Source organism: Shewanella sp. Sh95, assembly GCF_001308045.1.
GTDB classification, from domain to species: domain Bacteria; phylum Pseudomonadota; class Gammaproteobacteria; order Enterobacterales; family Shewanellaceae; genus Shewanella; species Shewanella xiamenensis.
Genome location: NZ_LGYY01000028.1, coordinates 18,835 through 43,373, shown reverse-complemented (window position 1 = coordinate 43,373; position 24,539 = coordinate 18,835). Strand labels below are relative to the sequence as shown.

The 24,539-nt window shown below is 47.4% G+C and carries 19 protein-coding genes; 12 read left to right on the top strand and 7 right to left on the bottom strand.

Annotation, left to right across the window (positions count from 1 at the left end):
* Positions 1–54: 54 nt before the first annotated feature.
* Positions 55–885, top strand: a complete 831-nt coding sequence (locus tag AEA42_RS02425) for a MaoC/PaaZ C-terminal domain-containing protein (protein WP_082389600.1) — start codon at positions 55–57, stop codon at positions 883–885.
* 68 nt (positions 886–953) lie between these two features.
* On the opposite strand, the gene AEA42_RS02420 is transcribed toward AEA42_RS02425, so the two are convergent.
* Entirely contained in the window at positions 954–1,844 is an 891-nt protein-coding gene (locus AEA42_RS02420; RefSeq protein WP_055646856.1) for an aldo/keto reductase family oxidoreductase, read from the bottom strand.
* A 239-nt stretch (positions 1,845–2,083) separates the two neighbouring features.
* Here AEA42_RS02420 and AEA42_RS02415 point away from each other — a divergent pair, with 239 nt between their 5' ends.
* Entirely contained in the window at positions 2,084–3,796 is a 1,713-nt protein-coding gene (locus AEA42_RS02415) for a formate--tetrahydrofolate ligase (RefSeq protein ID WP_055646855.1), read from the top strand.
* 81 nt (positions 3,797–3,877) lie between these two features.
* Here the strand turns inward: AEA42_RS02415 and AEA42_RS02410 are convergent, their stop codons facing one another.
* Positions 3,878–5,530 (bottom strand): mechanosensitive ion channel family protein, encoded by a 1,653-nt coding sequence (locus AEA42_RS02410; RefSeq protein ID WP_055646854.1) that lies wholly within the window; start codon positions 5,528–5,530, stop codon positions 3,878–3,880.
* A gap of 221 nt (positions 5,531–5,751) precedes the next feature.
* Between AEA42_RS02410 and AEA42_RS02405 the strand changes: the two genes are divergently transcribed.
* Entirely contained in the window at positions 5,752–6,081 is a 330-nt protein-coding gene (locus tag AEA42_RS02405; protein ID WP_055646853.1) for a hypothetical protein, read from the top strand.
* An 84-nt stretch (positions 6,082–6,165) separates the two neighbouring features.
* Here the strand turns inward: AEA42_RS02405 and AEA42_RS23005 are convergent, their stop codons facing one another.
* Positions 6,166–6,291 (bottom strand): hypothetical protein, encoded by a 126-nt coding sequence (locus tag AEA42_RS23005; protein WP_011621366.1) that lies wholly within the window; start codon positions 6,289–6,291, stop codon positions 6,166–6,168.
* Between the two features lie 244 nt (positions 6,292–6,535).
* On the opposite strand from AEA42_RS23005, the gene AEA42_RS22810 reads away from it, so the two are divergent.
* From AEA42_RS22810 to rraB, 6 genes are all read left to right on the top strand, one after another.
* A complete protein-coding gene (locus AEA42_RS22810; RefSeq protein WP_037430153.1) occupies positions 6,536–6,826 on the top strand; it encodes a hypothetical protein in 291 nt (96 codons plus the stop codon).
* An 81-nt stretch (positions 6,827–6,907) separates the two neighbouring features.
* Positions 6,908–8,089 (top strand): membrane protein, encoded by a 1,182-nt coding sequence (locus AEA42_RS02400; protein WP_047536036.1) that lies wholly within the window; start codon positions 6,908–6,910, stop codon positions 8,087–8,089.
* Positions 8,073–8,981, top strand: coding sequence for a zinc ABC transporter substrate-binding protein (locus tag AEA42_RS02395; RefSeq protein WP_055646852.1), 909 nt, complete (start codon positions 8,073–8,075; stop codon positions 8,979–8,981). Before AEA42_RS02400 ends, AEA42_RS02395 begins: the two co-directional genes overlap by 17 nt.
* Positions 8,982–8,985: 4 nt before the next feature.
* Positions 8,986–9,759: a metal ABC transporter permease gene (locus tag AEA42_RS02390; RefSeq protein WP_047536041.1), complete on the top strand. Its 774-nt coding sequence runs from the start codon at positions 8,986–8,988 to the stop codon at positions 9,757–9,759.
* A 185-nt stretch (positions 9,760–9,944) separates the two neighbouring features.
* On the top strand, positions 9,945–10,688 hold the full coding sequence (locus AEA42_RS02385; protein ID WP_037414070.1) for a 1-acylglycerol-3-phosphate O-acyltransferase: 744 nt from the start codon (positions 9,945–9,947) through the stop codon (positions 10,686–10,688).
* A 43-nt stretch (positions 10,689–10,731) separates the two neighbouring features.
* Positions 10,732–11,139: a ribonuclease E inhibitor RraB gene (gene rraB / locus AEA42_RS02380; protein WP_037414069.1), complete on the top strand. Its 408-nt coding sequence runs from the start codon at positions 10,732–10,734 to the stop codon at positions 11,137–11,139.
* A 66-nt stretch (positions 11,140–11,205) separates the two neighbouring features.
* Here the strand turns inward: rraB and AEA42_RS02375 are convergent, their stop codons facing one another.
* The gene (locus tag AEA42_RS02375) at positions 11,206–12,177 is read right to left on the bottom strand and encodes a sensor domain-containing diguanylate cyclase (RefSeq protein ID WP_047536047.1); all 972 of its coding nucleotides are present in this window, start codon (positions 12,175–12,177) and stop codon (positions 11,206–11,208) included.
* Positions 12,178–12,195: 18 nt separating this feature from the next.
* Positions 12,196–13,191 carry a response regulator gene (locus AEA42_RS02370; protein WP_037414066.1) on the bottom strand — a complete coding sequence of 332 codons (996 nt, stop codon included), beginning with the start codon at positions 13,189–13,191 and terminating at the stop codon, positions 12,196–12,198.
* A 572-nt stretch (positions 13,192–13,763) separates the two neighbouring features.
* Between AEA42_RS02370 and AEA42_RS02365 the strand changes: the two genes are divergently transcribed.
* Positions 13,764–14,570 carry a crotonase/enoyl-CoA hydratase family protein gene (locus AEA42_RS02365; protein WP_037430144.1) on the top strand — a complete coding sequence of 269 codons (807 nt, stop codon included), beginning with the start codon at positions 13,764–13,766 and terminating at the stop codon, positions 14,568–14,570.
* Between the two features lie 123 nt (positions 14,571–14,693).
* Here AEA42_RS02365 and AEA42_RS02360 read toward each other — a convergent pair whose 3' ends face one another.
* A complete protein-coding gene (locus tag AEA42_RS02360; RefSeq protein ID WP_055646851.1) occupies positions 14,694–15,617 on the bottom strand; it encodes a DUF3530 family protein in 924 nt (307 codons plus the stop codon).
* Between the two features lie 242 nt (positions 15,618–15,859).
* Positions 15,860–18,766: an RNA polymerase-associated protein RapA gene (rapA, locus tag AEA42_RS02355; RefSeq protein WP_055646850.1), complete on the bottom strand. Its 2,907-nt coding sequence runs from the start codon at positions 18,764–18,766 to the stop codon at positions 15,860–15,862.
* 390 nt (positions 18,767–19,156) lie between these two features.
* On the opposite strand from rapA, the gene AEA42_RS02350 reads away from it, so the two are divergent.
* The gene (locus AEA42_RS02350; protein ID WP_011627270.1) at positions 19,157–20,551 is read left to right on the top strand and encodes a PhoH family protein; all 1,395 of its coding nucleotides are present in this window, start codon (positions 19,157–19,159) and stop codon (positions 20,549–20,551) included.
* 220 nt (positions 20,552–20,771) lie between these two features.
* Complete coding sequence (locus tag AEA42_RS02345; RefSeq protein ID WP_055646849.1) at positions 20,772–24,482, top strand: response regulator; 3,711 nt, start codon at positions 20,772–20,774, stop codon at positions 24,480–24,482.
* The last annotated feature ends 57 nt before the right edge of the window (positions 24,483–24,539 follow it).

The window sequence follows — 24,539 nt, the reverse complement described above, 5'->3', positions numbered from 1 at the left end:
TTAATTAAAAGGTACTCAGACTTGAATAATGCATATTGTGTTGAATTGAACGCGATGCCGTCGCTGTTTTCTCTTTATCGCAAGATTTTCTTTGGCCGTAAACCCGGTTGGGATCAACAGCCGCTGCCTTATATCAAGGTGAGCGCGCCCAATGTGAAGGTGTCCGAGGCAAAAGTCAGCCAATATGCGCAAGTGTGTGGTTTTGATTTCGACGGTAAAATATTACCTCCCACCTACCTTTATGTGATGGCATTTCGCCTGCACGCGGTGATTTTTACCCATGATGGCATTACCTTCCCGTTACTTGGGATGATCCATTTAAAGAACCGTATTCAAGTCTATCGCCCGACAATGGTCGATGACGTGTTTTCCCTGGAATGCGCGCTAACAACCAGCCGTGAAACTGATTCGGGCTTAGAGTTTGAGTTTGTTTCTAAGGCCTTTGTGGGCGAAGAATTGGTGTGGGAATCGCTGTCGACTTATCTCTATCGCATAGAGACTGCCGGTCGTCGCGTCCGTCCACCAAAGGCACTTGAAATGGCCTGGGACTCGCCTCAATCTTGGGAGTTGAGTGAAGATTTAGGTCGTCGTTATGCCAAAGCGTCGGGTGACTATAACCTGATCCACTTGCATCCCGTGTTGTCGAAACGTTTTGGTTTTGACCGAGTGCTAGCCCATGGTATGTGGTCTAAGGCGCGCTGCTTAGCGGAATTGATGCCTGAGATTGGTGAGCGCCCCTTTGTGGTCGATGTTGCCTTTAAGCTGCCGTTACTGATGCCCGCCGAAGTGGGATTTGGTTACGAAAAGTCGCCAGACAAGTGGGTGTTTGAGCTGCGAGACAGTAAAGGTCGCAGACCACACCTCAGTGGTGAAGTACAGCTTTAAGCATGATCAAGATAACGGCGCCAAGTGCGCCGTTATTGTTGGTGTTGTTTGAGGGGGATTTGCGGGGGTTAAGGCACGCTGTGTCCGGTTGATGCTTGCCAGATACTAAACCATTGCTGCCGGTCTAATGTGAGCGTCCGTGCGGCCACCGCGGTTTTTATCCTCGCGATATTACCACTGCCAATAATCGGTACGGGTCGACTCGGTAACATCCGCACCCAAGCATAAATCACTTGGCTGATATCTTGGGCGCCAATCTCATCGGCGATGACTGCTAAGGTTTGTTGCAAGCGAATGGCCTGTGGATGGCTATTGTCAAAGATTTTTCCGCCGCCTAAACAGGACCAAGCCATCGGCCGAATGCGCCGCTCCTGACATAAATCGAGACTGCCATCGTGTAAACTCGCCATCATTAGCGGAGAGATCTCCAGCTGATTAGTGACTAAGGGTTCAGTTAATCTCGACTGCAATAATGACAACTGCGCATTGGTGAAGTTAGATACCCCAAAATGTTGCACTTTCCCAGCTTGTTTTAAGTCAGCAAAGGCATCGGCCACTTGATCGGCGTCCATTAAAGGATCGGGTCTGTGGATCAGCAGCAGATCTAAATAATCGGTTTTAAGCGACTTTAGTGACTGCTCCACGCTGGCAATAATATGCGCTTTGGAGGTGTCGTAATGGTTCACGTAGCGCTCGGGACGGCAATTGAAGGCGGGTTTTATGCCGCATTTGCTCACTAATTGCATCTGCTGTCTTAATGCTGGTTTTAGCGCTAATGCTTCGCCGAACAGGGTTTCGCACTGGTATTGGCCGTAAATATCGGCGTGGTCCATAGTGGTCACACCTAGGTCTAAATATTGTTCTATCAGGTTAAGTCGCTCGGCGGGTGACATTTGCCAACTGTGCATTCGCCAAAAGCCGGCAACAAACTCTGAAAAAGTAAAAGGGGATCCGTTCATGTTGTTTCTCTTTTGGGAATCTGAATTTTGTAGGGTGAAGGGCCTTGGTCGATTTATTTGATGCAGATTAAGGAATCGCTCATTAACCTTTTCGATGGCTATATATCTTAAAGCTAATCACCTACTATCCGCCATATTCAATCAGCGGTGGCTGATACAAACTGTTTGCACGCTTTTGTTCCGTATACTCATTTCCTATAAAAGTTTGTATACCAAAGTTCCAGAGGAAAATATTACCCATGCTAACCGATATGGAGATTTCGCGCCGCGCGCATCTAAAAGATATCGCACAACTTGGTGCAGAGTTTGGGTTGTTGCCCGAAGAGATGCAGCTATTTGGTCATACCAAAGCTAAGGTGGAGCCACAAGTACAGCAGCGTTTAGCCGGGCAACCAAAGGGGAAGCTGATTATTGTGACCGCAGTGACGCCAACGCCCCATGGTGAAGGCAAAACCGTGACGACTATTGGTTTAACGCAATCGCTCAAGGCGCTCGGCAACAAAGTCTGTGCCTGTATTCGCCAGCCCAGTATGGGGCCTGTATTTGGAGTGAAAGGTGGCGCCGCAGGCGGTGGTTACGCCCAAGTGGTGCCCATGCAGGAGCTGAATTTGCACCTAACAGGCGACATTCATGCTGTGAGTAGCGCACATAATCTTGGTGCGGCGGCGATTGCTTCTCGGCTTTACCATGAGATGCGTTTGGGGCGGGCGGAATATGAGCGTCAATCGGGATTAAGGTATTTAGATATTGATCCTAAGGGTATTCGTTGGCACAGAGTGGTTGATCATAACGACCGTTGCTTGCGGGAAATTGAGGTGGGATTGGGTGAAAACAACGGTCCCGCTTATCATTCAAGATTTGATATTACTGCCGCTTCTGAGTTAATGGCGATTTTAGCGCTGAGCGGCAATCTGGCGGATATGCGCGCACGTATAGGTAAGTTAGTGCTAGCCCTTAATCGCCAAGGAGAGGTCATTAGCGCGCAAGAGCTTGGCGTTGCAGGCGCAATGACGGCGATTATGGCGGAGGCGGTAAAACCCACTTTAATGCAGACCTTAAACGGCGCGCCTTGTCTTATCCATGCGGGACCCTTTGCGAATATCGCCCATGGTAACTCGTCAGTCATTGCCGATGATATCGCCTTAAAACTGGCCGATTTTGTGGTGACCGAAGGTGGGTTCGGCTCCGATATGGGTTTTGAAAAGTTCTGTAATATCAAGGCGCGTCAGTCGGGATTAACCCCGAGCGCCGCGGTATTAGTGACTACTTTGAAAGCACTAAAGGCCAATAGTGGCCTATCGTCCGATGCAGATATTAATGCACCAGACCAAGTCCGTCTCGAGGCGGGTTTTGCCAACTTAAACTGGCATATCAACAATGTAGCGCGTTACGGTATTCCCGTTGTGGTGGCGATTAATCGCTTTGCCACCGATACGGACGCCGAGCTTAACTGGTTAATTGAGGCTGTAAGTGCTACCGCGGCATTTGGTTGCGAACTTAGCGAGGCTTTTAGCCAAGGTGAAATAGGCGCCATTAGCCTCGCACAAACCGTAATCCGTGCCTGTGAGCAGCCAAGCGAGTTTCGGTTGTTATATCCTGATGATATGGACTTAGAAGCTAAATTATCGACCTTAGCTGAAGTGGGTTATGGCGCCGCAGGGGTGAGCTTATCCGATGCGGCTAAGCTGCAATTACAGGAGCTCAACTCGCTTGGTTATGGGCATTTACCTGTTTGCATGGCGAAAACACCCTTATCCATTAGCCACGATCCTCAGCTTAAAGGTGTCCCTCAAGGCTTTATGGTACCCGTGCGTGAATTGGTACTGCATGCGGGGGCTGGGTTTATCACGGCATTGGTAGGTAATGTGATGACTATGCCAGGGCTTGGGTTAACCCCTGGTTATTTAAAGATAGATATCACCGCTGATGGTGAGATTACTGGATTAGGTTAGTTTGTTAGCCATTTGAATGTAAAGATGAAAAGGCGCAATCAAAGATTGCGCCTTTTGTTAAGAATTCGCTTTGACGAAAGACTATTTACTGGTTTGGTAAATATGCACATCGCGCTGTGGGAAAGGAATGCTGATACCCTCAGCATCAAAGCGCATTTTCACTTCACGGGTGATATCCCAATATACATCCCAATAGTCTTCTGGTTTTGCCCAAGGGCGGACGATAAAGTCGACCGAGGATTCTCCTAATACGTGCAACTTAATCAGTGGTGCAGGTACTTTTTGCACTTTCGGATGCGCCTCAACAATCGATTTTAGTACCGCTTCGGCCTGCTCAATACTATCGCCATAGCCGATGCCAAATGTCATATCGACTCGGCGCTGGTGCTCGGCGGTAATATTGTTGATGGTATCCCCCCAAATCTTATTGTTGGGAATGATAAGTCTCTGGTTATCTAATGTTTTAATGGTGGTAGAGACTAGGCTCATATGGCTAACGCGCCCCGATACGCCAGCCGCATTAATCAAATCGCCGACATCATACGGACGATAGATCAAAATCATCATGCCTGAAGCAAAGTTGGAAAGGGTGTCTTGCAGGGCAAAACCGATGATCACACCGGCAATACCAAAACCTGCCAGCAGGGGGCCTAGTTCGATACCAAGCTGGGATAAAGCAATCAGCAAACCGATAGTAAATACAGCCTTGCCCGAGAGTGAGGTAAAAAAGTCTTGCAGTAACTTACTGAAATTTAACTTAGAATTGCTAACTGTATTACTCACTATCTTTTTCACCAGTTTGCCCACAAGGTTAGCGACAAATAGGAGCAGACAGAAGATAAATAACTTAAAGACCAATGTTGGTCCGTGGTTAATAGCTTGATCTTTAGCGGTATTTAGCCATTGCTCGATTAAGCTCGATGCCACATCAATGCTTAACACATCCTGCGTAATATCACCGGAGATGCTAAACAAGGTCTTTTTCAGCAGGGCGGTGTTTTGCCCTAGTGCATCAAGTAGTTCGATATCTATGCTGAGGCTAAGGCTGTTTTGCGCTAAACGGTCTTTTAGTTGTAGCACACGACTGGTTTGCGCTGAGGTAACATTTTTCCCCGCATTGGTGGCGTCATTCACCGCATTTTGTAATTGTTGCTGGGTATAAGTGACAAAGCTGTCGAAGTTATCGGCGCGGTTAAGCAGGAGTTGGGTGAGCTGTGTTTTTTCAGCTGTTACATCTTGGCCAATTTGGGTTAGCCAGTTTAAGGTCTCAAGCCGTTGCTTGTAGTTATTGTCTTTGTCGAGTTCACGTTTTGAGATCTCGAGTAAGGTGGCTTCATCATCCGCCGTGCCAAGTTTTTGAGCCAACTTGGTGATGAGATCATTAAAGTAGTCGTTAATTTTCAGATTAAACTGCAATTGCTCTTGGATTAGAGCCAGCATAAAAGTTTTATCGTAAGTATTATCATCCAAGAGTGCTTTAATCTTATTGCGTAACTGTAAGGTCTTATTTTGAATGCGATATTCAACAATGGTGCGTAATTCACCTTGGTATTGAGCTAAGCGCGCAATGTCCTCTTTAATGGCGGTCTGAAGTGTGGTTAATTCAATTTGGGTTTCGTTTGATGCCGAAGCGGTTGGGCTGGTCGTAATAGGGTCTGGATCTGCAGCGAATACCTTGGCACTCATCAGTAGTGGAAAGCTTAGGGCAAGTATCAATATTAGCGAGCGGCGCATAGACGTTATCTTCGACAAAAAGAGGTAGGTATATGATAGGTGTCGAGCTAAACCCTGTAAAATATCAACAGCATAATAGACTAACAATGTTTAAAATTTGTGCGCCAGTTTACAGCTTTAGGCCATAGAATGAAGCTCTGAAACTACGACGCTAATTAGTTCGACTGAATGGGATAAGGATCTGATAAACTTAGCGCCCCATAGTTAGGAATGTACTTTACATGCTGTGCTCCCATTGTCATCAGTCGATTAAAATTGCCCAAATTACCCAGCAGCGCGGAAAGGGCTTTCACGCCCAAGTCCAATGTCCCCATTGTTCAGCGTGGCTTGGTCATAGTCCTAAATTATTGAAGTTAAAATTGTTTGGTTTTTATGCGAGTGCCCTGACGGGCTTATACAGTTACTTCGATGCCTCGACGCGGCATTTTTTGATCCCTGTGATGATCTTCTGTGTGATGTTGCTGCTGGTGAGCCATTTTATGGATCAACTGCAAACGATTGAGGCACCAGAGAAGGAAGACGATAGCGATCAACGGCAAAAGTATCGCTAGAGATGGGATGACACTGGTTTAACCCTGTCGAGCCGTTTAGGGGCCTACCACTGAGGCTCGACATTGTTTTACAGGGTGAACCTGTTATTGAATAACCTGTTCTTGACTCTCTAATGAGTGTTCTACGTAATAAATCCCGCCCAAAATGACTGCGCCGAAAATCACTATCCCTAAGATTAATCCTAAGTTTTCACGAAAGAATGCTAGCATTTTGGTTGCCTTTTGCTGGGTTGAATAGAATTAAATATTTAGCCTGTATAACACTGGGCACATAATAGATTCACTGACTTAAGCTAATCTTAAATAACTCTTTTTGCCAATAATGTGCTCTTTTTAAGGCGCCATCAGTTGCAATGGTAAATATCTTGTAACGCATTGCTTGACCATTACCTTATTGCAACTTACTAGCGGCCTGACTTAAACTTGTGCCACTTTTTACTATGGGGACGACTGAGTGAGACTAGATAGTCACTTAAGACGCACAATTTCGATATGGCTTGCCGCCGTATTGATACTGCTGTCTTTTGTTGCCTCAGCCCATAGTGTGACTCACCTTGATGATGGGGCGAAGACGCACTGTACGCTCTGCTTCCATCAACATCAGCTAAATAAAATTCTGTTCACAGCTCCGCAGACGTTAAATTTAGCGATACAGCGATTTGATGTTTGTGAGTTTGTCTTACCCGTTACCTTCTTCAAACACGTCAGTGTTTACCTAAGCCGTGCGCCGCCTGTTCTCCATTAAATCAACTTTAATATTTTAACTTATTGTATTTCTTGATGACTTAACTTAGTCATCGAGTGCTAGTTGTATTTTGGAGATATCATGACTGTTTTTAACAACCGAATTTCTTTGGTGGCCTTGGCGTGCGCATTTGCTTCGCCGACGTTATTTGCCGCTGACTCAAGTTTAACCAATCCAGCGATCAGTGCGGTGCTGAATGGCTATTATCAAACGGCTGAACGCCCATTGGCAGAAACCGCCGAAGGATTTGGTTTAGGTGAAACTGAGTTGGCGATGAGTGCCAATATTGACGACATGTTCTACGGCAAAGTGACCGCCGTCGTTGAGATGCATGATGGTGAAACCGAGCTTAATCTTGAAGAAGCCTTTATCCAAACCATGGCAATGCCTGCGGGTTTTTCCATCCGTGGCGGACGTTTCCTGTCGGATATCGGTTATCTAAATAACCAGCATTTACATACCGATTCATTCACCGACCGCCCGATTGCTTACCGTGCATTTTTCGGCGGCCACTACTTCGATGATGGCGTGCGCTTAAACTTTGTTGCTCCAACTGATCTGTATTGGACCATTGGCGCTGAAGCGTTCAAGGGCGACAGCATGCGCGCCGCCGATGAACATGGCGAACGTGAGTTTAAAAATGTCGGTGTGTACACCTTATATTCAAAAATCGGTGGCGATATAGGGGATAACAGTTCATGGCAGGCGGGATTGAGTTACTTACGTAACGAAAACGGTCAAGTCACAGCCCATGAAGAAGGCGATGAGCACGAAGACGAAACTGCCGAGGAAGGTCATGACCACAGCCATGCGGCATCTTACACTGGTAAAAACACCTATGGTGCTGATTTTGTGTATAAATGGGCACCAAATGGTAACTATAAATACCAAAACCTGACGTTAAGCGGTGAGTATTACCGCGTGACTGACTTTGTGCCTACTGATCTTCATCCCGAAGATGCACCGAGCAAGGACTATCATCAAGGTTGGTATCTGAGCAGTGTGTATCAGTTCACGCCTAGCTGGTCTGCGGGTGTGCGTTACGGCGAGGTGGATACCCAAGAGCTCCATGGCGAGCATTTTCATGGACAGAAGTTAAAGGAATCTGAGGTGAGTCTAGCGTGGCATTCGAGCCATTTCTCGACAGTACGTTTCCAGTACACCAATCAGAAGGGAACTAACTTCGATGGAATCGAAGACGACAATGTTTTCACTATTCAATACATTATGTCTCTGGGGGCTCACGGTGCGCATCAATTCTAATGTTGTTAAAGCGGCCGCAGCGGCCCTGTCTTTCGCTTGTTCAGGCTTTGCCCACGCAGAGCTGAATGTGTTTGCCTGTGAACCCGAATATGCCGCATTGGCAAAAGAGTTGGCTCCAAACGCCAGCATTTATTCGGCAACCACGGCCTTACAGGATCCGCATCAAGTGCAGGCGCGTCCGAGTTTGATTGCGAAAATGCGCCAAGCGGATCTGGTAGTCTGTGCAGGTGCCGATTTAGAAGTCGGTTGGCTGCCAATGCTGCAAATGAAGTCAGCTAACGCTAAGGTTCGCTCTACCGATCAAGGGCTATTTTTCGCCGCCGATCAAATCGATACCTTAGATAAGTTAGCGAGTGTGGATCGCAGCATGGGCGACGTGCATGCTCAGGGAAATCCGCATATCCACTTCGATCCGCATCGTTTGCTTAGCGTCGCGAATGCGCTCAGCGCTAAGATGAGCCAACTTGATCCGAGTGAAGCGGCTAATTATCAAAAGGCCTTAGCGGACTTTAGCACTCGTTGGCAGGCGGCGATCCCTCGTTGGGAAGAGCAAGCCAAAGCGTTAAAGGGTAAAAAGGTCATCGCCTATCACACTAGTTTTAGATATCTGTTCAACTGGTTGGGGATTGAACAAGCCGCTGATCTTGAGCCTAAACCCGGTCTAGCGCCGACCAGTGGCCATTTAGCAAGCCTGCTCAGCCGTGCCGAGCAGGGTGATATTCTTGCGGTGGTTGTGGCGTCCTATCAGGACGAACGTGGTGCTAAGTGGTTGGGTGAAAAAGCGAATCTTCCAGTACTGATGTTACCTATGTCTGTAGGTGGAAATGATAGCAGCCAAGATCTCTTTAGCCTCTACGACAGCGCGATTTCCCTCTTAAACGGGGTGAAATAAGCCTATGTTGGATCTGGAACTGATGTCGATCCTGCTGCCAGCGCTGGCAGCGGGGATCTTAGTGCTCTCAACGCACATTGTACTTGGTAAACAAGTGCTTAAGCGTGGGATTATCTTTATTGATTTAGCCATTGCGCAAGTCGCCGCGTTGGGAGCAATTGTCGCCCACATGGACCACAGGTTAGAAGACATGCCATTTTCTAATGTGTGGATGCCGGCCTTGTTCGCCCTTGCGGGGGCGGGATTTATCGCTTGGTTATCTAAGCGAATGGCGGGTGAGTTAGAAGCCATGATCGGTTGTTTTTATGTGCTATCGGCCGTGGCTGCTATGCTATTGCTGGCGAACGATCCCCATGGTGCAGAGCTGCTAAAACAATTGATGTCGGGCCAGATCCTTTGGGTGAGTTGGTCGCAATTAGTGTTACCGACAGTGGTTTATGCTGGGGTGTTGGCGTTGATTTTTTGGCGGCCACAAATATTAAATGGTGCCGGATTCTATCTCCTGTTTGCCCTAGTTATTACGTTGTCGGTTGAGCTGGTGGGCGTCTATTTAGTATTTAGTACCTTGATTTTACCTGCACTTGCTCTGAATAAATACCAAGGTAAAAACGGCTTGTTTTACGCCTATCTGGTCGGCCTTATGGGTTACTTACTTGGTCTGGTATTATCGGCAACCATGGATTTACCGAGTGGGGCGGCGATAGTCGCAACCTTGGCAGTCAGTGCACTGGTATTTCGTGTAGGCTTAAGCAAAATGGCTACAGTGAGTCAGATCTAACGCTAGGTTTTATGCTGAGTGTTAGGCGTTGATATTGATTTAAAAGCCCATCGATACGCTTATTGCGTGAGCAACGATGGGCTTTTGTTTGATTGTTAGCAACTCAGCTAACAGATGTAAACATTATATTGAGTCCCTAGGGCTGGGTGGCTATACTGTCGCCACTTTCACCCTTGGAGTATGTCGTGCTATTAATTGTCAGATCTGTGTTGTTGGCGGTGTCATTGTTACTTGCATTTATTTTTGGTGGCTTGGTTTGCCTATTACGACCTCGTCACCGTGACAATGTACATATGTTCGCCAAGATCTTTTCATCCGCAGCGCCGATTTTAGGGCTTAAAGTCATAGTGCGTCGGCCTAAGGAAGTGCAGGATGGCCCCTATATATTTCTTGGAAATCATCAAAATAACTTCGATTTATTCACACATACTAAAGCCGTACCTAAAGGCACTGTGAGCTTAGGGAAAAAGAGCTTAGTGTGGATCCCCTTGTTTGGCCAGATCTATTGGTTGTCAGGTAATATTCTGATCGATAGAAAAAATCGCAATAGTGCTTTTGATACCATGGCGAAAACGGCGGAAAAAATTAAGCAGAATCGTCTTTCCGTGTGGATTTTCCCTGAGGGTACGCGCTCACGGGGGCGCGGACTGTTGCCCTTCAAAGCGGGAGCTTTCCACACTGCGATTGCGGCTGGTGTGCCAGTCGTACCCGTGTTGACGTCATGCCAAAGCCATATTGATTTGAACCGTTGGGATAATGGTGTGGTGATTATTGAGATGATGGCGCCAATCCCGACTGAAGGTTTGGATAAAGCTGATGCCAAAGCCTTTTCGGCTCAGGTGCACGAGATTATGTCGGCAAAATTTAACGAGATAAATCGCGAAGCGGCAACATTAATGGGTAAAACTATCCCGGCTGATGACGTATAATAACGCCAATTTGAGCCAGTTTTATCTTAACGGAGACAAGTCCATGTCTATTGAAAGTCAGTTAAAAGCCCAATTCGCCGAGAATCGTGACATAGTGCAAGCCTTGCTCGACGATGGCTCAGAGCCAGATGCTGAATACACCATTGAGCACCATTTTTCATCGAGCAATTTTGAGCGCTTAGAAAAGGCTGCGGTTGATGCATTCAAACTTGGATTTGAAGTCAATGATGCTGAAGAAATGGAATTGGAAGATGGTTCGGTGATTTTCTGTTTTGACGCTGTTGCTTATCACAAGTTAGAAATTCCATTATTAGACAAAGCGACTGAACAGTTATTGCAACTCGCAGCCAAGCAAAAAGTGGATTATGACGGTTGGGGTACTTACTTTGTTGGCGATGAAGAAGATGAAGACGAAGAAGATGACGAACAGGACGATGGTTTTCCACATTAATACGTTGTCATAATTCTTATAAAGTAAAAGCCCATCAATGATGGGCTTTTACTTTATTAAGCCTAATTAAGTGGAAATTGGTGCTGCATGTAGGACGCTACAATTTCGGCCTTTCTGTTTGGCCTCGTAAAGCGCTTTGTCTGAGCAGGAAATCCAACTTGAACTGCTCGTAATATGTTTGCCTATTTCACATACGCCAAGGCTGACAGTCACTTTAATCTTCAGCCCCTCATACACTACGGTGGATTCAGCGATCTTTTCCCTCAAACGCTCGGTAAAGTTGAGGGCATCGGTGCCACTGGTATTGGGCATGACTACCGCAAACTCTTCACCGCCATAGCGACCGACACAGTCGGTTTCCCGCAATGAATGACTCAGAAGATGGGCGATATGTTGAATAACTTTGTCACCTGCAAGGTGGCCGTAGGTGTCATTGATATTTTTGAAATGATCAATATCAATCATCACCAAGCTTGCTACACCGGAATAACGGGCATAGAGATCGTACTCGTGTTCCAAGCATAGTTGCCAATGGCGGCGATTATGCAGTTGCGTTAATCCATCGGTTTGACTGAGACGCTCTAACTGTTCGTTGGCGGCCTTGATCTGCAACTTATTCACGGCGATATCGGTGACATCATAAATAATCACACTGATATGGGTAATTTTGCCGGTTAATGAAGCGAGAGGCAGCAAAGTCACGTTCTGGTACATAAAATCGGCGCGCCCAGTAATTGGGCGATAGTTTTTAAACTGAAACACGTAAGGTCTTTGTTCCCAACTAATAAATGCTCGATTTTTAAGCATAAAAACCGATTCCATTTTTTGCTTTAGCCAAGTAGCTGGCAAATCTGGGAAGCGGCTAAACAGGTTTTGACCTTTAATAGAATTGGGTGAAACGCCACTATGGTTTTCCATAAAGCCGTTCCACAGTTGGATATTATAATCGCGATCTAATACCACAAGACCCACTTCTATGGTTTGTACCATATCGATTAGCCAATGGAGTTCGTTCATTGCGCTTTGATCGTTTGACATAAGGTAAAGTCCAACTGATTAATCGAGTAAATAACCGAGTTTGTAGCTCAGTGTCGGAATAGAGTCTTCGGTAAAGAGCAACAGTAAGTCGCATTGAATATTATGATTTTCAATACGATAGTTGATTTCCATCGCTAATGTTCTGTGCCATTTTTCCGAATTATCATGGATAAGATCATTCACTGTACAGTGACGGCCCAACACCACAGGATGGGCTTGGCTGAATTTCATATCGAGTTGTTCTGAGATCCCATTCAGGAATGCACCAATCAATACGTTCCCCGTGTCGATCAGTACTTCAATCTCGGTATTCTTATCCTCAGGATTTGCAACCCCCATGAGCTTGGCCATATCTTTAAAGCTTGAATCATGGAATAACAACAGTGCTTCACCCGCAACGCCTGCACCAATAAATCCTTGGCAAAGTGCTGAAACAGTTGAGCTTTCTTCTGTTGCTTTCAGAGCCATGGTCAGTTCGCTGACTTCGAGCACGTTCACATTGGGGATAGGTAATAGGACAAATACGTCGAGTAATTTGGCGAGCAAATCGGCTGCACGGCCCATGGCAACGTTAGCGATCTCTTGGCAGGCATCACGCATATCGACTTTGATCATCGGCGTGTCTTCCACCTGATCTTTCTGCGTTAGGGTAAGAATGCCGTACTCTTGGAGGATATTACTGATGGCATCAGCACTGACGGGTTTTTGGATAAAGTCCAATGCACCTAGAGCTTTAACACGTTCATGAGCTTTGATTTGTATATCACCCGAGACCACAATGATAAGGGCGGGGAGATCGTTTTGTTGAACGGTTTGTAGTACTTCATAACCATCCATTACGGGCATATTGAGATCGAGGAAGACCACTTCGCCTTTACCTGCGCGAATGGCATCTAACCCTTCGGCACCATTGGTCGCGTAGGTAATCTCGACATCCCATTCTTTGGGAAGGGTGCGAGCCATTTGTTTACGCGCCATAGCGGAATCGTCACAGATGAGTACAGAGATTGTCATGCTGACTACAGATCCTTATTTGCCCATTTATTGAAGATAACACTAATTCTTCATGTTTGAGTGACGAATTATGTGCTTCGGGCAAGTTTGATTTACATCATCTATATATAACTTATAGATTTAATTAGCTAATTTTATTTATCTTGCCATTAAATTCTAAAGGCATAGTGCGATTAAAATTGTGGTTAGCTAAGTTAACTTCGTTATTTATCGCAAAAAATACCTCGATTTTGCGACCATCTATATGCTTAATCCATCAACAGATGTCTACAGTATCGATTCTCTATCTGCACAGGTATACATGCTGTAGGTAAGCGGAGTTGCTAGAGATGCATTTTGTTCAAATTAGACGCTGGCATGGGCTGAACAGCATCGTAAATTTATTCTAACAGCTTCATAAATCAGAATTTGTTAGGTTTTAGATTGCAGCCTAACATAATCGCACACTAATACTTAACGGTGACTGACAATATTTTGACTAAAGTCAAAATTCGGCCTTATGTTACATGTTTTGGTTAATCATGCCAAACATGTTAACATTTGGTCTGGACTGACCAGTAGCAGGATATTTCATGGGTGAGCGTTGTGTGCAAGTTACGGTTGAGAATGGCATCGCAAATGTTGTGCTTAATCGTCCAGAAAAGTTCAATGCAATTAATTATTTGATGTTTAGCGAACTCGATAAAACCATCAAAAGGATTAAATCAGATCCGCGTATTCGGCTAGTAATTTTATCTGGCGCCGGAGGTCATTTTAGTTCTGGCTTGGATGTCAAAAGCGTGATGTCTGCGCCGATGCAAGCAGTTAAATTGCTGTTTAAAGGGTTGCCAGGCAATGCCAACCTAGCCCAAAGAGTATCCCTTGGCTGGCAGCGTTTACCTGTACCCGTTATCGCGGTATTGGAAGGCTGCTGTTATGGTGGAGGAATGCAAATCGCTTTAGGTGCGGATTTTAGGATTGCAAGCCCTGACAGTAAGTTATCCATTATGGAGGCCAAATGGGGGCTGGTGCCCGATATGGCAGGCCTAGTGGCATTGCGGCAAATTATGCCAAAGGATCAAGCGATGTTACTCAGTCTCACGGCAAAAGTGCTCTCTGGCGAAGAGGCTAAAGCCTTAGGATTAGTCACTCAGTTAAGTGATAACCCAATGTTAAGCGCGCAGCAATTGGCGGAAGAACTCCTCAATACCTCCCCCGATGCGGCTGCGGCAATTAAGTTGAGTATTAACCGTAGTTGGACTGCATCGGTCCGTTCTTTGCTTTGCCGCGAGTCATGGAGCCAAGTGAGATTGCTGCTAGGCAAAAATCGCACTATTGCGGCAGTTCGCCAGCTAAAAGATCCCACTAAACCCTACAAGGATCGCCAGTCTGGCTGGTAACTTAGTTGATGCCCTTAGCGAGAAAGCCATGGTAAAGACTTCCTTAATGCTGAGGCAGCGTTGATGTGTCGAGCTTTATTTTGTACTAGCAAGCCGTGCTCGTAAAATCAGGGGATTCAAATTTCAATAGGCGCCGCTCATTCGGGCGGCGAATCCTCTTATGGCCGTTAAACAATTCTGCCAAGCGCTTTCATTATCCAGATTCAATGCCAGCGTTGTCTGCCGATAATTGGGTGCCTCTAAGGTCACTGCCAGCGTTTTACGTTGTGCAGCCGTTTCTAATGAGGCGGGGTGACCATCGGGTGATTGAATATCGAGTATCGGCATCGTGAGTTTAGCGAGCTTCTCGGCTATGGCTTGGTTGCGCGTTTCGTCTTCACTGTAGGGATTGATGACAATCAATACATCGGGATCGGCAATTTTCTTTTGGCTTAATAGGCTTATCAATAATCCAGCACTTTGATCGGCGGTGATCAGCACTCGTTTACCAGGATAATCGCTACCAACGCTGTCGAGCTGTGACATGCTTTTAACGAGAAAGTCTTCTTGCTCAAGGAGATGCTTATTACTGTCTTCCGGCTTTACCTTTTGACTTGGTTTATTGGAAGGCGCGGTTAATTGCGCTGACCCCGCAGTCGCGACTTCAGTTGCTGGGGTGGCAAAATTGGGCGCTGGTGGTTCTGTTGGCGGCGTGAGGCTTAAGCTCGCCCAGCCGGCAGCATTGATATTACGTCGGACAAAGGCCATTAATCCGGGCGCATCGGCGGTGCCATTAGTGGCGGGTAAAATAATGGCTGCACCGAGTTTTTTTCGGCCTTCCCACGAGCGGACTAAGAGTTCAAGTGGTTGGTCATCTATGGTGATTTGTTTGATCTCATTGGCGGGTAAATAGCTGCTCGCTCTTTTAGCGGGCGTCGGTTTGTTGGGATTAGACTGAGCGGCTTCGGCGCTAGGCTCGGGAGTTTGGTTACTGGGATCGGCGGCGAGTAAGCTCGCACTGGCGAGAGCTAAGGTGAGGCTCAATACCGAGGGAATGATACGCGCCATAGAATTGATAACCACCTGTGTAGTCTTATAAATTCAATTAGCTAGAGTATAACCTTAAGCTGCGTAGCAGAAGCAATTTTTGCTTAAGGTCGTGACGGCGACCGCGCAGTGCGGCGCCTGGACAGGCTTATGCGAAAAAAATGTTTATACAACAGAGAAAATAATAACGCCCAGCAATTGGCTGGGCGTTTGTGTTTTAGCTTAAGCGAGCCGGATCAGGCTCAGTTTAATGCCAATCAAGATTAAACATGGCTAACTAGCACCATACGAATCGCATCAAGCTGCAACTGACTCGCATCGAGGTAAGTGGTCAGCTCCCGCATTTGGTTGCGTAGGTATTCTAATTCTTCCTCACGGATATTGGGGTTGACCGCTTTGAGGGACTCTAAACGTTCGAGTTCGCCTGTGAGTTGGCTGGTCATCTTCTCGCGCGCTTGAGCCACTAACTCATTGACGGCCACTTGGGCATACTCTTCGCCTTTAGCAAATAACGGATGCAGAATTGGCTGTGATGCAGTGACTAACTTGCTACCAATATGACGGTTTACCGCGCTTAACTGTTTGTCAAAACTGGTGTAATCGACCTTGGCTGACAGATCGTTGCCATTTTTATCCAGCAGAATACGGATAGGCGTAGGCGGTAGATAACGATAGAGCTGGCTCGATTTAGGCGCCGAGGCATCTGCCATATAAATCAGTTCTAAAAACAGGGTGCCCGCAGGTAATGCCTTGTTTTTTAATATCGCAACACTTGTAGTACCGGTATCCGAGCTGGTGATTAAGTCGAGGCCGGTTTGCACCAGTGGATGCTCTTGGGTGATCAAGGCAATATCATCACGGGAGAGTGCAGTATCACGGTCGAAGGTGACGGTAACGCCATCCTCATGCAGGCCGGGATAAGTCGGGAACATCATATGTTCGCTCGGACGTAGGATAATCGAGTTTTCGCCTTTATCTTCCTGGTCGACACCGATAATGTCCCACAAGCGGATCACTGAGCCAATCAGTTTAGTATCTTGATCGCTTTGGGCTAAACGCTCGACAATCGCCTTGGCTTTATCGCCACCATGGGAGTTGATTTCCAGCAGTTTATCACGGCCTTGCTCCATGGCGTGTTTCAGTTCTTTGTAACGGCTTTGGGTGTGGTTGAGCAGATTGGTTAGCTCATCTTCATCACCGCCGACAAGGACATTTAACAGATCTTCGGCAAATTCACTGAAAAGTATATGGCCGCCGGGGCAGGTAAGCTCGAAGGCATTTAGACCTTGGTGATACCATTGGAGTAAACGCTCCTGCGCCGTATCTTGCAGATAAGGCAAGTGAATTTGGATATCGTTCTTTTGACCAATACGGTCCAAACGGCCGATACGTTGCTCCAATAAATCTGGGTTTAATGGCAGATCGAACAACACTAAGTGGCTGGCAAACTGGAAGTTACGACCTTCAGAACCAATTTCTGAACAGATTAACGCCTGAGCGCCGCCGTCTTCTTGGGCAAAGTAAGCACCCGCTTTATCGCGCTCGATGATCGACATGCCTTCGTGGAATACGGTCGCTTGAATGCCTTCGCGGGTGCGCAGGGCTTCTTCTAAGCTCAGAGCGGTATCGGCGCCACTGGCGATAATCAGCACTTTCTTGCTGCGGTGCGACTTTAAAAACTCGATTAGCCAATCCACGCGAGGATCGAATTTCCACCAACTGGCGCTGTTGTCTTCAAATTCTTGATAGAGTTTTTCAGGGCTTAAGGCTTGTGCCGCTTTCGCTTCTAAGGTTTTACGACCGCCCATCATCTCATTCACGCGTGCAGCGGTAAGATACTGTTCAGGCATCGCATGGGGATAGGCGTTGAAAATACGTTTCGGAAAACCTTTTACCGAGGCGCGGCTGTTGCGGTAAAGCACGCGGCCAGTGCCGTGGCGATCAAGCAGTTCTTGCAGTAATTCGCTGCGGGCAGCTTGTTGCAATTCGCTGTCGATGCCTTCGGCTTGAATTAACCGAATGCTCGGCGCTATGTCTTTTTCGCTGAGTAATTCGGTTAAGCTGTTGATAGCGGTATCGGATAATTTGCTTTCGCCCGCTAAAGCTTCGGCGGCGATGGCGACATCTTTGTAGCTGTTTTCTTCAGCAAGGAAGGCGTCGTAGTCATAGAAACGATCTGGGTCGAGTAGGCGCAAGCGCGCAAAATGGCTCTCGTGACCGAGTTGATCCGGTGTTGCGGTCAGTAATAATACGCCCGGTACGACTTCGCTTAAGGCTTCAACCACTTGGTAGGCGCGGCTTGGGGCGTCTTCTGTCCACTCTAAATGGTGCGCTTCATCAACCACTAACAGATCCCAATCGGCATCGAGTGCTTGGTCGAGACGTTTCTTTTTGCGCAGTAATTCGAGTGAACAAATCACTAACTGTTCGGTATAGAAAGGGTTGTCATGGTCGGCAAAGGCTTCAACGCAACGGTCTTCATCAAACACGGAGAAGCGCAAGTTAAAGCGGCGCAGCATTTCCACTAACCACTGATGGCGCAGGGTATCCGGCACAATAATCAATACTCGTTCGGCACGGCCTGTCAGCAGTTGTTGGTGGATAATTAACCCTGCTTCGATGGTTTTACCTAAACCCACTTCGTCGGCCAGTAACACCCGCGGCGCATAACGGCGACCCACTTCATGGGCGATCCACATTTGATGGGGGATAAGACCGACGCGTGGCCCTTGTAAGCCGAGTAAATCAGAGGTCGCCAGTTGATTGCGCAGTAACTGGCATTGGTAACGAATGCCGAAACGGTCGAGGCGGTCAATCTGACCCGCAAACAGGCGATCCTGCGGTTTGTTAAAACGAATGTTGTGGTTTAACAGGGTCTCACGCAGGCTGGCTTTTTCGCCTGTTTCGCTGTGGATACCGTGGTAGACGACGAGGCCGTCTTTTTCGGTGAGTTCTTCGACCGAGAGGCTCCAGCCTTCATGGCTTTCAACCGTATCGCCAGGGTTGTATATGACGCGGGTCAGCGGGGCTTCGTTACGCGAGAACATACGGTTCTCACCAGTCGCAGGGAATAACACTGTGACCATGCGGCCTTCAACTTGTACGACTGTTCCTAAACCAAGCTCTGACTCGGTATCACTTATCCAACGTTGTCCTAAGGCAAACGGCATCTTAAATTCTCATCTCTGGGCGGACTCTAACAAAGGGCGCGTATGTTATATCAATACTAGGGATATTTGAATCGCCCTCTCAACCGTTAGAGACTAATTCTCCACACAGCAGATTACAAATTGAACAGTGAAGAAAATTCTCTGTTGCAGCTCGAGGTTTTGTCATGCTTCTGTCATATCGAGGGACCTACACTGCTTTCGAGTCTCTGATGATTTGGTTGGCATTCATTGAGAATGGTGCCAATATTAGTGTAAGCCGCTAGCTATCTTTATTCGGTAGAGGCTTGAACTTAAAGATCATTCTTAACCTAACGCCAATCAGTAAAGGAGCCATATCCACTCACTGGGAACGAGATATAACATAAAATAATCGAGCACTCTGGAGGCGCCATGGAACAAGACGACAGAAAGTTGTTTGTACTGGATACCAATGTGTTACTACATGAACCTTTGGCGATCTATTCGTTTAAAGAGCACGATGTGGTCATTCCGATGACAGTGCTAGAAGAGCTAGACCAGATTAAAGATCGAAAGAGTGATGTGAGTCGGGATGCTAGGGTCGCCATACGGGCGCTGGAAGATACCTTAGGCGGTGATACTACACCGGAACAAATCATTAATGGTGTCCCTTTACCGAGTCGAGAAGGGCATGCCGATGCGATAGGGGCGCTGTCTATTTTCCCTGACCATCTTGTCGATTTTACCCTAGGCGCCCTGCCGGGGGATGGCAACGATAACCGCATTATCAATACCGCTCTGCACCTGCAAAACCTCCACCATCCACGTACCGTGGTGTTAGTTACCAAAGATATCAATATGCGTCTTAAGGCCAAGGGCGCGGGCATTCAATTGGTTGAGGATTATCGAACCGACCAGCTGATCGATGATATTCGTTTCCTTAGCAAGGGCTTTTATCAATTCGAAGGGAATTTTTGGGAGCATTTAAACAAGGTATCCACCGAGCGCCATGGTCGACATACGATTCACGAAGTCCCACTGAAAGATTTAGATAACGAACCCTTCTACATAAACCAGTATCTGATTGATACCGAATCTGATTTTTGTGGCCGCGTCACCGAGCGTAGCGATACCCATCTGCATATTTTAGATCTGGGCCGCGAGCGCTTAAAAAACCTCGAGGCGTGGGGAGTTAAACCTAAGAATGTTTACCAAGGTATGGCGTTGCAGGCGCTGCTCGATCCCGATATCGATCTAGTGATCTTAACGGGGCCAGCGGGTTGCGGTAAAACCTTACTGGCAATGGCGGCGGCATTGGAGCTGGTGGTGGAGCGTAATCGCTACGATAAGGTAATTGTGACTCGTAATACGCCAGAAATCGCTGAATCGATAGGTTTTTTACCCGGCACCGAAGAAGAGAAGATGATGCCATGGCTGGCGGCGATTACCGATACCTTAGAAGTGCTACATAAGAATGATGTGAATCCGACCGGCAGTTTGAACTACATCATGGAGAAGGCGAATATCCAATTTAAGTCGATCAACTTTATGCGCGGCCGCTCTATCCAAAACTCCATCGTGCTCTTGGATGAATGTCAAAACCTGACGGCGTCGCAGATCAAAACCATGATCACTCGGATGGGAGAAGGCACAAAATTGATTTGTTGCGGTAACTTAGCGCAGATCGATTCGAATTATCTCACCGCAGTGACCTCGGGATTAACCTACATAGTCGAACGCTTTAAAGACTTTGAAGGCAGTGCCAACCTGTACTTGAATGGGGTGGTGCGTTCACGCTTGGCCGAATACGCCGAAGAACATCTCTAGTTATTTACTTTATTGTTACAAAAGGTCTCACTCGTGGGACCTTTGTTTTTACGCATTTCTATGATTTTTCAAGCAACTAATCATAGACTTTGACAGCCTTCGTACGGCAATTATTTGATGCGACTCGGGGTTTCTTCCTGCTAATATATGAAGCCATAAATGTACTCAGTCACTTTTGCCACCGATGGCTAAAATCAAGCGCTGCAATCAAGGGTAGTGGATGAAATCGAGTGAGCCGGATCTCCAATTAAAATCGCCGATCCAAAAGAACTATAACCGCGCCGTTTTTTATACCTATATCGGCGTGATTGTCCTGTCGTTGCTGACGGCGTGGATGTTTTTCGATCGCCAGAAAACCCAGCAAATGGAGCAGCGCGAAGAGCAGGTCGAGCGCCACGTATTGCAAATTGACTTGCTGTTGGAGTCGAGCATCCGCGCGGTCAAGAGTCTGCGGGATGTGGCCGTGGATCACCTACGTTTAGGTGAGCTAGTGCGTAAGGATCGTTTACCCCAATACGGCAAATTTAACGAGAGTGGTCAGTATTTTACCTTAGAGCCTAACTACGCCAAGGGCGGTAAACCCTTTACCAACATGGGACGGATCACAGGTGCAGGCTCCCTGGATGGTCGCAGTGATAAGTTCTACCAAGAGCTTGAAATGCTGTTCGAGTTGTCGCTGTCTTTCCCTGTCGCCAAAGAAGCGGCACCTAAAGCCTCGGCGATTTATTATTTATCGCGCCAGCGGATGATGTCCTACTTCCCTTGGACCAATGATGATCAACGTTTTAGAGACGAGTTGCTCAATAAAAAACAATTCCAATACGCGACGCCAGCGATGAACCCGCAACGCAGCGTGTTTTGGAGTGAGGCCTACGTCGACTCCACAGGTAAAGGCTTATTGACCACCTTAGGTGTGCCCGTTTATCTCGACGATGAGTTTATGGGCTCGATAAACCTCGATATGACCTTAGCCTCATTGGCGCGGCAAATTCGGGTGTACTTCAAAATGCCGGGGACTGTGATCCTGCTCGATCAGCAGAATAATATTTTATCCCACAGTGATTTTGATGGCTCTGATATCAATCGGGTGTATCACATCAGCCAGCGCATTCCTTCTGAGCTGCATTCGTTGCCTGAGTCTGAATTATTCGACGCCCACGAAGGCATTATTCGTAACGGTTACTATATCCACTCGGTTGCGCTGCATAATGCGCCTTGGCGCTTGTTGTATCTGCAAAATGAAGACGATCTGTTCCAAGATTCGGTCGAAAAACTGCAACTGACCTTTATCCTTGTGGTCATCGCTCTGTCGGTGCTGGTGACCATAGTGCACTGGCAAACGCGCCGCTCTTTTGTGAGCCCTGCATCGCGGCTGTTATCCCACTTAGAGGGCTGCTCCCAAGAACCGCGTAAACCGCCGGAAAAAATCACCCCTGGTTGGGAGCCTTGGTTCCTATTGGTCAGCCGCATTTTTGAGGAAAACAAGCAATATACTCACCATCTGGCCGAGCAAAATAAACGACTCGATAAACTGGTCGCGCGTCGTACTGAGCGGTTAAAAGATGCTACCGAGCGCCGCGAACGTGAATATGCGTTATTGCGATCCTTACTCGACTCCATCCCAGAAGCCATTGTCTTTAAAGATAAAGAGGGCAATTACCTCGGCTGTAACAAGGCCGCCGAGCGGATGTTGGGTTACACCGAAAGTGAGATGATCGGTCTGTCGTCGGAGGATTTAACCTCGCCAGAGATGGGCATTCGTATTCGTGCCGAGGATGAGCAGATCCTAAAAGATCGCACGCCGCTGCGTTATCAAGAGAAGGTCGAGTTAGCGGGCAAACCTGTGTTGCTCGACACCCTGAAACTGCCTTTCTATAACCGCCGTGGTGAGCTGCAAGGCTTAATTGCCGTGTGGCGCGATGTCACGCGTGAGTACGAGTCCGCCGAACAGTTACGTCTGTCGGAGGAGCGTTACCATTTAGCGATGGATGCGGTAGAGGATGGTCTATGGGACTGGTATCTGGATTCGGAACATATTATTTGCAACCCATCCTATTATTCGATGCTGGGGTATAAACCCAATGAATTCCCAGCGTTAGTGTCGGCTATCGACCAGCTAACACACCCCGACGATAGAATTCGGGTCGAAGAATATCGTAATCAGTATCTGCAAAATCCCGTCGATGCGTATGAGATCGAGTTTAGGATTTTAGGTAAAAATGGTAGTTATCACTGGGTGCTTTCCCGTGGACGGGTAGTGGAATTTACCACCGATGGTCAGCCTAAGCGTATGGTCGGTACCCATAAGGACATCACGCGTCATAAGAGTAACGAAGTGGCGCTGTTGGAGGCGAAGCAGGATGCGGAATTGGCCAACCTGTACAAGAGTGAATTTTTGGCGAATATGAGCCATGAAATCCGCACGCCAATGAACGCTATTATCGGTATGTTGCAGTTGGCGCAGCGTACCTCGCTGACGGCGCAGCAGAAGGATTACCTCGAAAAAGCCGGTTTCTCGGCGCAGTCGTTACTGCGAATTATTAACGATATTCTCGACTTCTCTAAGATTGAGGCCGGTAAGTTAGAGTTGGAGCGGGTGCCGTTTCCGCTGGATAAAGTGCTCGATCATGCCCTCGATCTCAACGCGCTTAAGGCGCAGGAACAAGGCGTTGAATTATTGCTGTATGCGCCAGTGACGGCAGGGCTCATTCTTAAGGGCGATCCACTGCGTCTAGGCCAAGTGCTGATCAATTTGTTGTCGAACGCGGTGAAGTTTACCCAATCCGGCGAGATTGAACTGGGATGTGAAGATGTCGGCGAGCGTGATCACCGGATTACCTTAAAATTCTGGGTGCGGGATACCGGTATTGGGATCAGTAAAGATCAGCAGGAAAAGTTATTCGATGCCTTTGCCCAAGCCGATGGCTCGACGACCCGTAAATACGGCGGCACAGGCTTAGGTTTATCGATCAGTAAGCATTTGGTCTCCATGATGGGTGGCAAGATGCAAGTGCAGAGTGAGTTAGGCGTCGGCAGTACCTTTAGCTTTACCATCAGTTTTGAAATTGCCGAAGAAGCTAAAGTCGAGCCCTTAGTCGTGCCTGAAAAACTCAATAATTTACGTACACTTGTGGTGGATGATAACCCAACGGCACTGCAAATTTACTCAGCGTTGATGCGCGATTTCCACTTTGAGGTGGATACTGCCGCGAGCGGCGCCGAGGCGCTGTACAAGTTGTCGCGTGATCCTATCGATTTATTGTTGCTCGATTGGATGATGCCAGAAATGGATGGCAGTGATGTTATTAGCGCCATCGATACCATGGTGGCCGAAGGTCGGATCGCGAAACGGCCAATCATTATTATGATGACGGCCTATGCGGCTGAACCTTTGCAACTTGAAGTCGATAGTGCCAATGTGTTTGCTGTGTTGCAAAAGCCCTTTAAGGCCTCGAGCTTGTTCGATGAGATTATTGCCGCCTTTGCCGACGAGCCAAGGCTCAATGTCGCACAGCCTATTGCTGAAGTGGCTGTCGAAGAAGGTGAGCACACAGGTTTAGTGCTCTTGGTTGAAGATAACTTTATCAACCAACAGGTCGCGACAGAGCTGTTAAAGAGTGCGGGTTACGAAGTCGTCGTCGCAGGAAATGGCCAAATTGCGTTGGATATTATCGACTCGCGGCCCTTTGATGCGGTATTAATGGATATTCAAATGCCAGTAATGGATGGTTTAACGGCGGCGCGGGCACTGCGTGAACGTTACAGCGCTGATGCCTTACCGATTATCGCCATGACAGCCCATGCGATGTCTGGAGATCGGGAAAAGAGTCTCGCCGCAGGGATGAATGCCCATATTACTAAGCCTATCGTGCTATCCGAATTATTTGAAACCTTAACCCATTGGATTAAGCACAAACATAATCACCATTAATTGTTCGCCCGGGGCCAGTGATGGCCCCGCGTGGTTAGTTTCATAGCGTGACCACGT

Coding starts and splice junctions, on each gene's coding strand:
- AEA42_RS02390 (WP_047536041.1), top strand. CDS start 8,986: ATGTTGGATCTGGAACTGATGTCGATCCTGCTGCCAGCGCTGGCAGCG.
- AEA42_RS02425 (WP_082389600.1), top strand. CDS start 55: ATGCCGTCGCTGTTTTCTCTTTATCGCAAGATTTTCTTTGGCCGTAAA.
- AEA42_RS02420 (WP_055646856.1), bottom strand. CDS start 1,844: ATGAACGGATCCCCTTTTACTTTTTCAGAGTTTGTTGCCGGCTTTTGG.
- AEA42_RS02365 (WP_037430144.1), top strand. CDS start 13,764: ATGGGTGAGCGTTGTGTGCAAGTTACGGTTGAGAATGGCATCGCAAAT.
- AEA42_RS02405 (WP_055646853.1), top strand. CDS start 5,752: ATGCTGTGCTCCCATTGTCATCAGTCGATTAAAATTGCCCAAATTACC.
- AEA42_RS02400 (WP_047536036.1), top strand. CDS start 6,908: ATGACTGTTTTTAACAACCGAATTTCTTTGGTGGCCTTGGCGTGCGCA.
- AEA42_RS02350 (WP_011627270.1), top strand. CDS start 19,157: ATGGAACAAGACGACAGAAAGTTGTTTGTACTGGATACCAATGTGTTA.
- AEA42_RS02375 (WP_047536047.1), bottom strand. CDS start 12,177: ATGTCAAACGATCAAAGCGCAATGAACGAACTCCATTGGCTAATCGAT.
- AEA42_RS02410 (WP_055646854.1), bottom strand. CDS start 5,530: ATGCGCCGCTCGCTAATATTGATACTTGCCCTAAGCTTTCCACTACTG.
- AEA42_RS02360 (WP_055646851.1), bottom strand. CDS start 15,617: ATGGCGCGTATCATTCCCTCGGTATTGAGCCTCACCTTAGCTCTCGCC.
- AEA42_RS02370 (WP_037414066.1), bottom strand. CDS start 13,191: ATGACAATCTCTGTACTCATCTGTGACGATTCCGCTATGGCGCGTAAA.
- rraB (WP_037414069.1), top strand. CDS start 10,732: ATGTCTATTGAAAGTCAGTTAAAAGCCCAATTCGCCGAGAATCGTGAC.
- AEA42_RS23005 (WP_011621366.1), bottom strand. CDS start 6,291: ATGCTAGCATTCTTTCGTGAAAACTTAGGATTAATCTTAGGGATAGTG.
- AEA42_RS02415 (WP_055646855.1), top strand. CDS start 2,084: ATGCTAACCGATATGGAGATTTCGCGCCGCGCGCATCTAAAAGATATC.
- AEA42_RS02345 (WP_055646849.1), top strand. CDS start 20,772: ATGAAATCGAGTGAGCCGGATCTCCAATTAAAATCGCCGATCCAAAAG.
- rapA (WP_055646850.1), bottom strand. CDS start 18,766: ATGCCGTTTGCCTTAGGACAACGTTGGATAAGTGATACCGAGTCAGAG.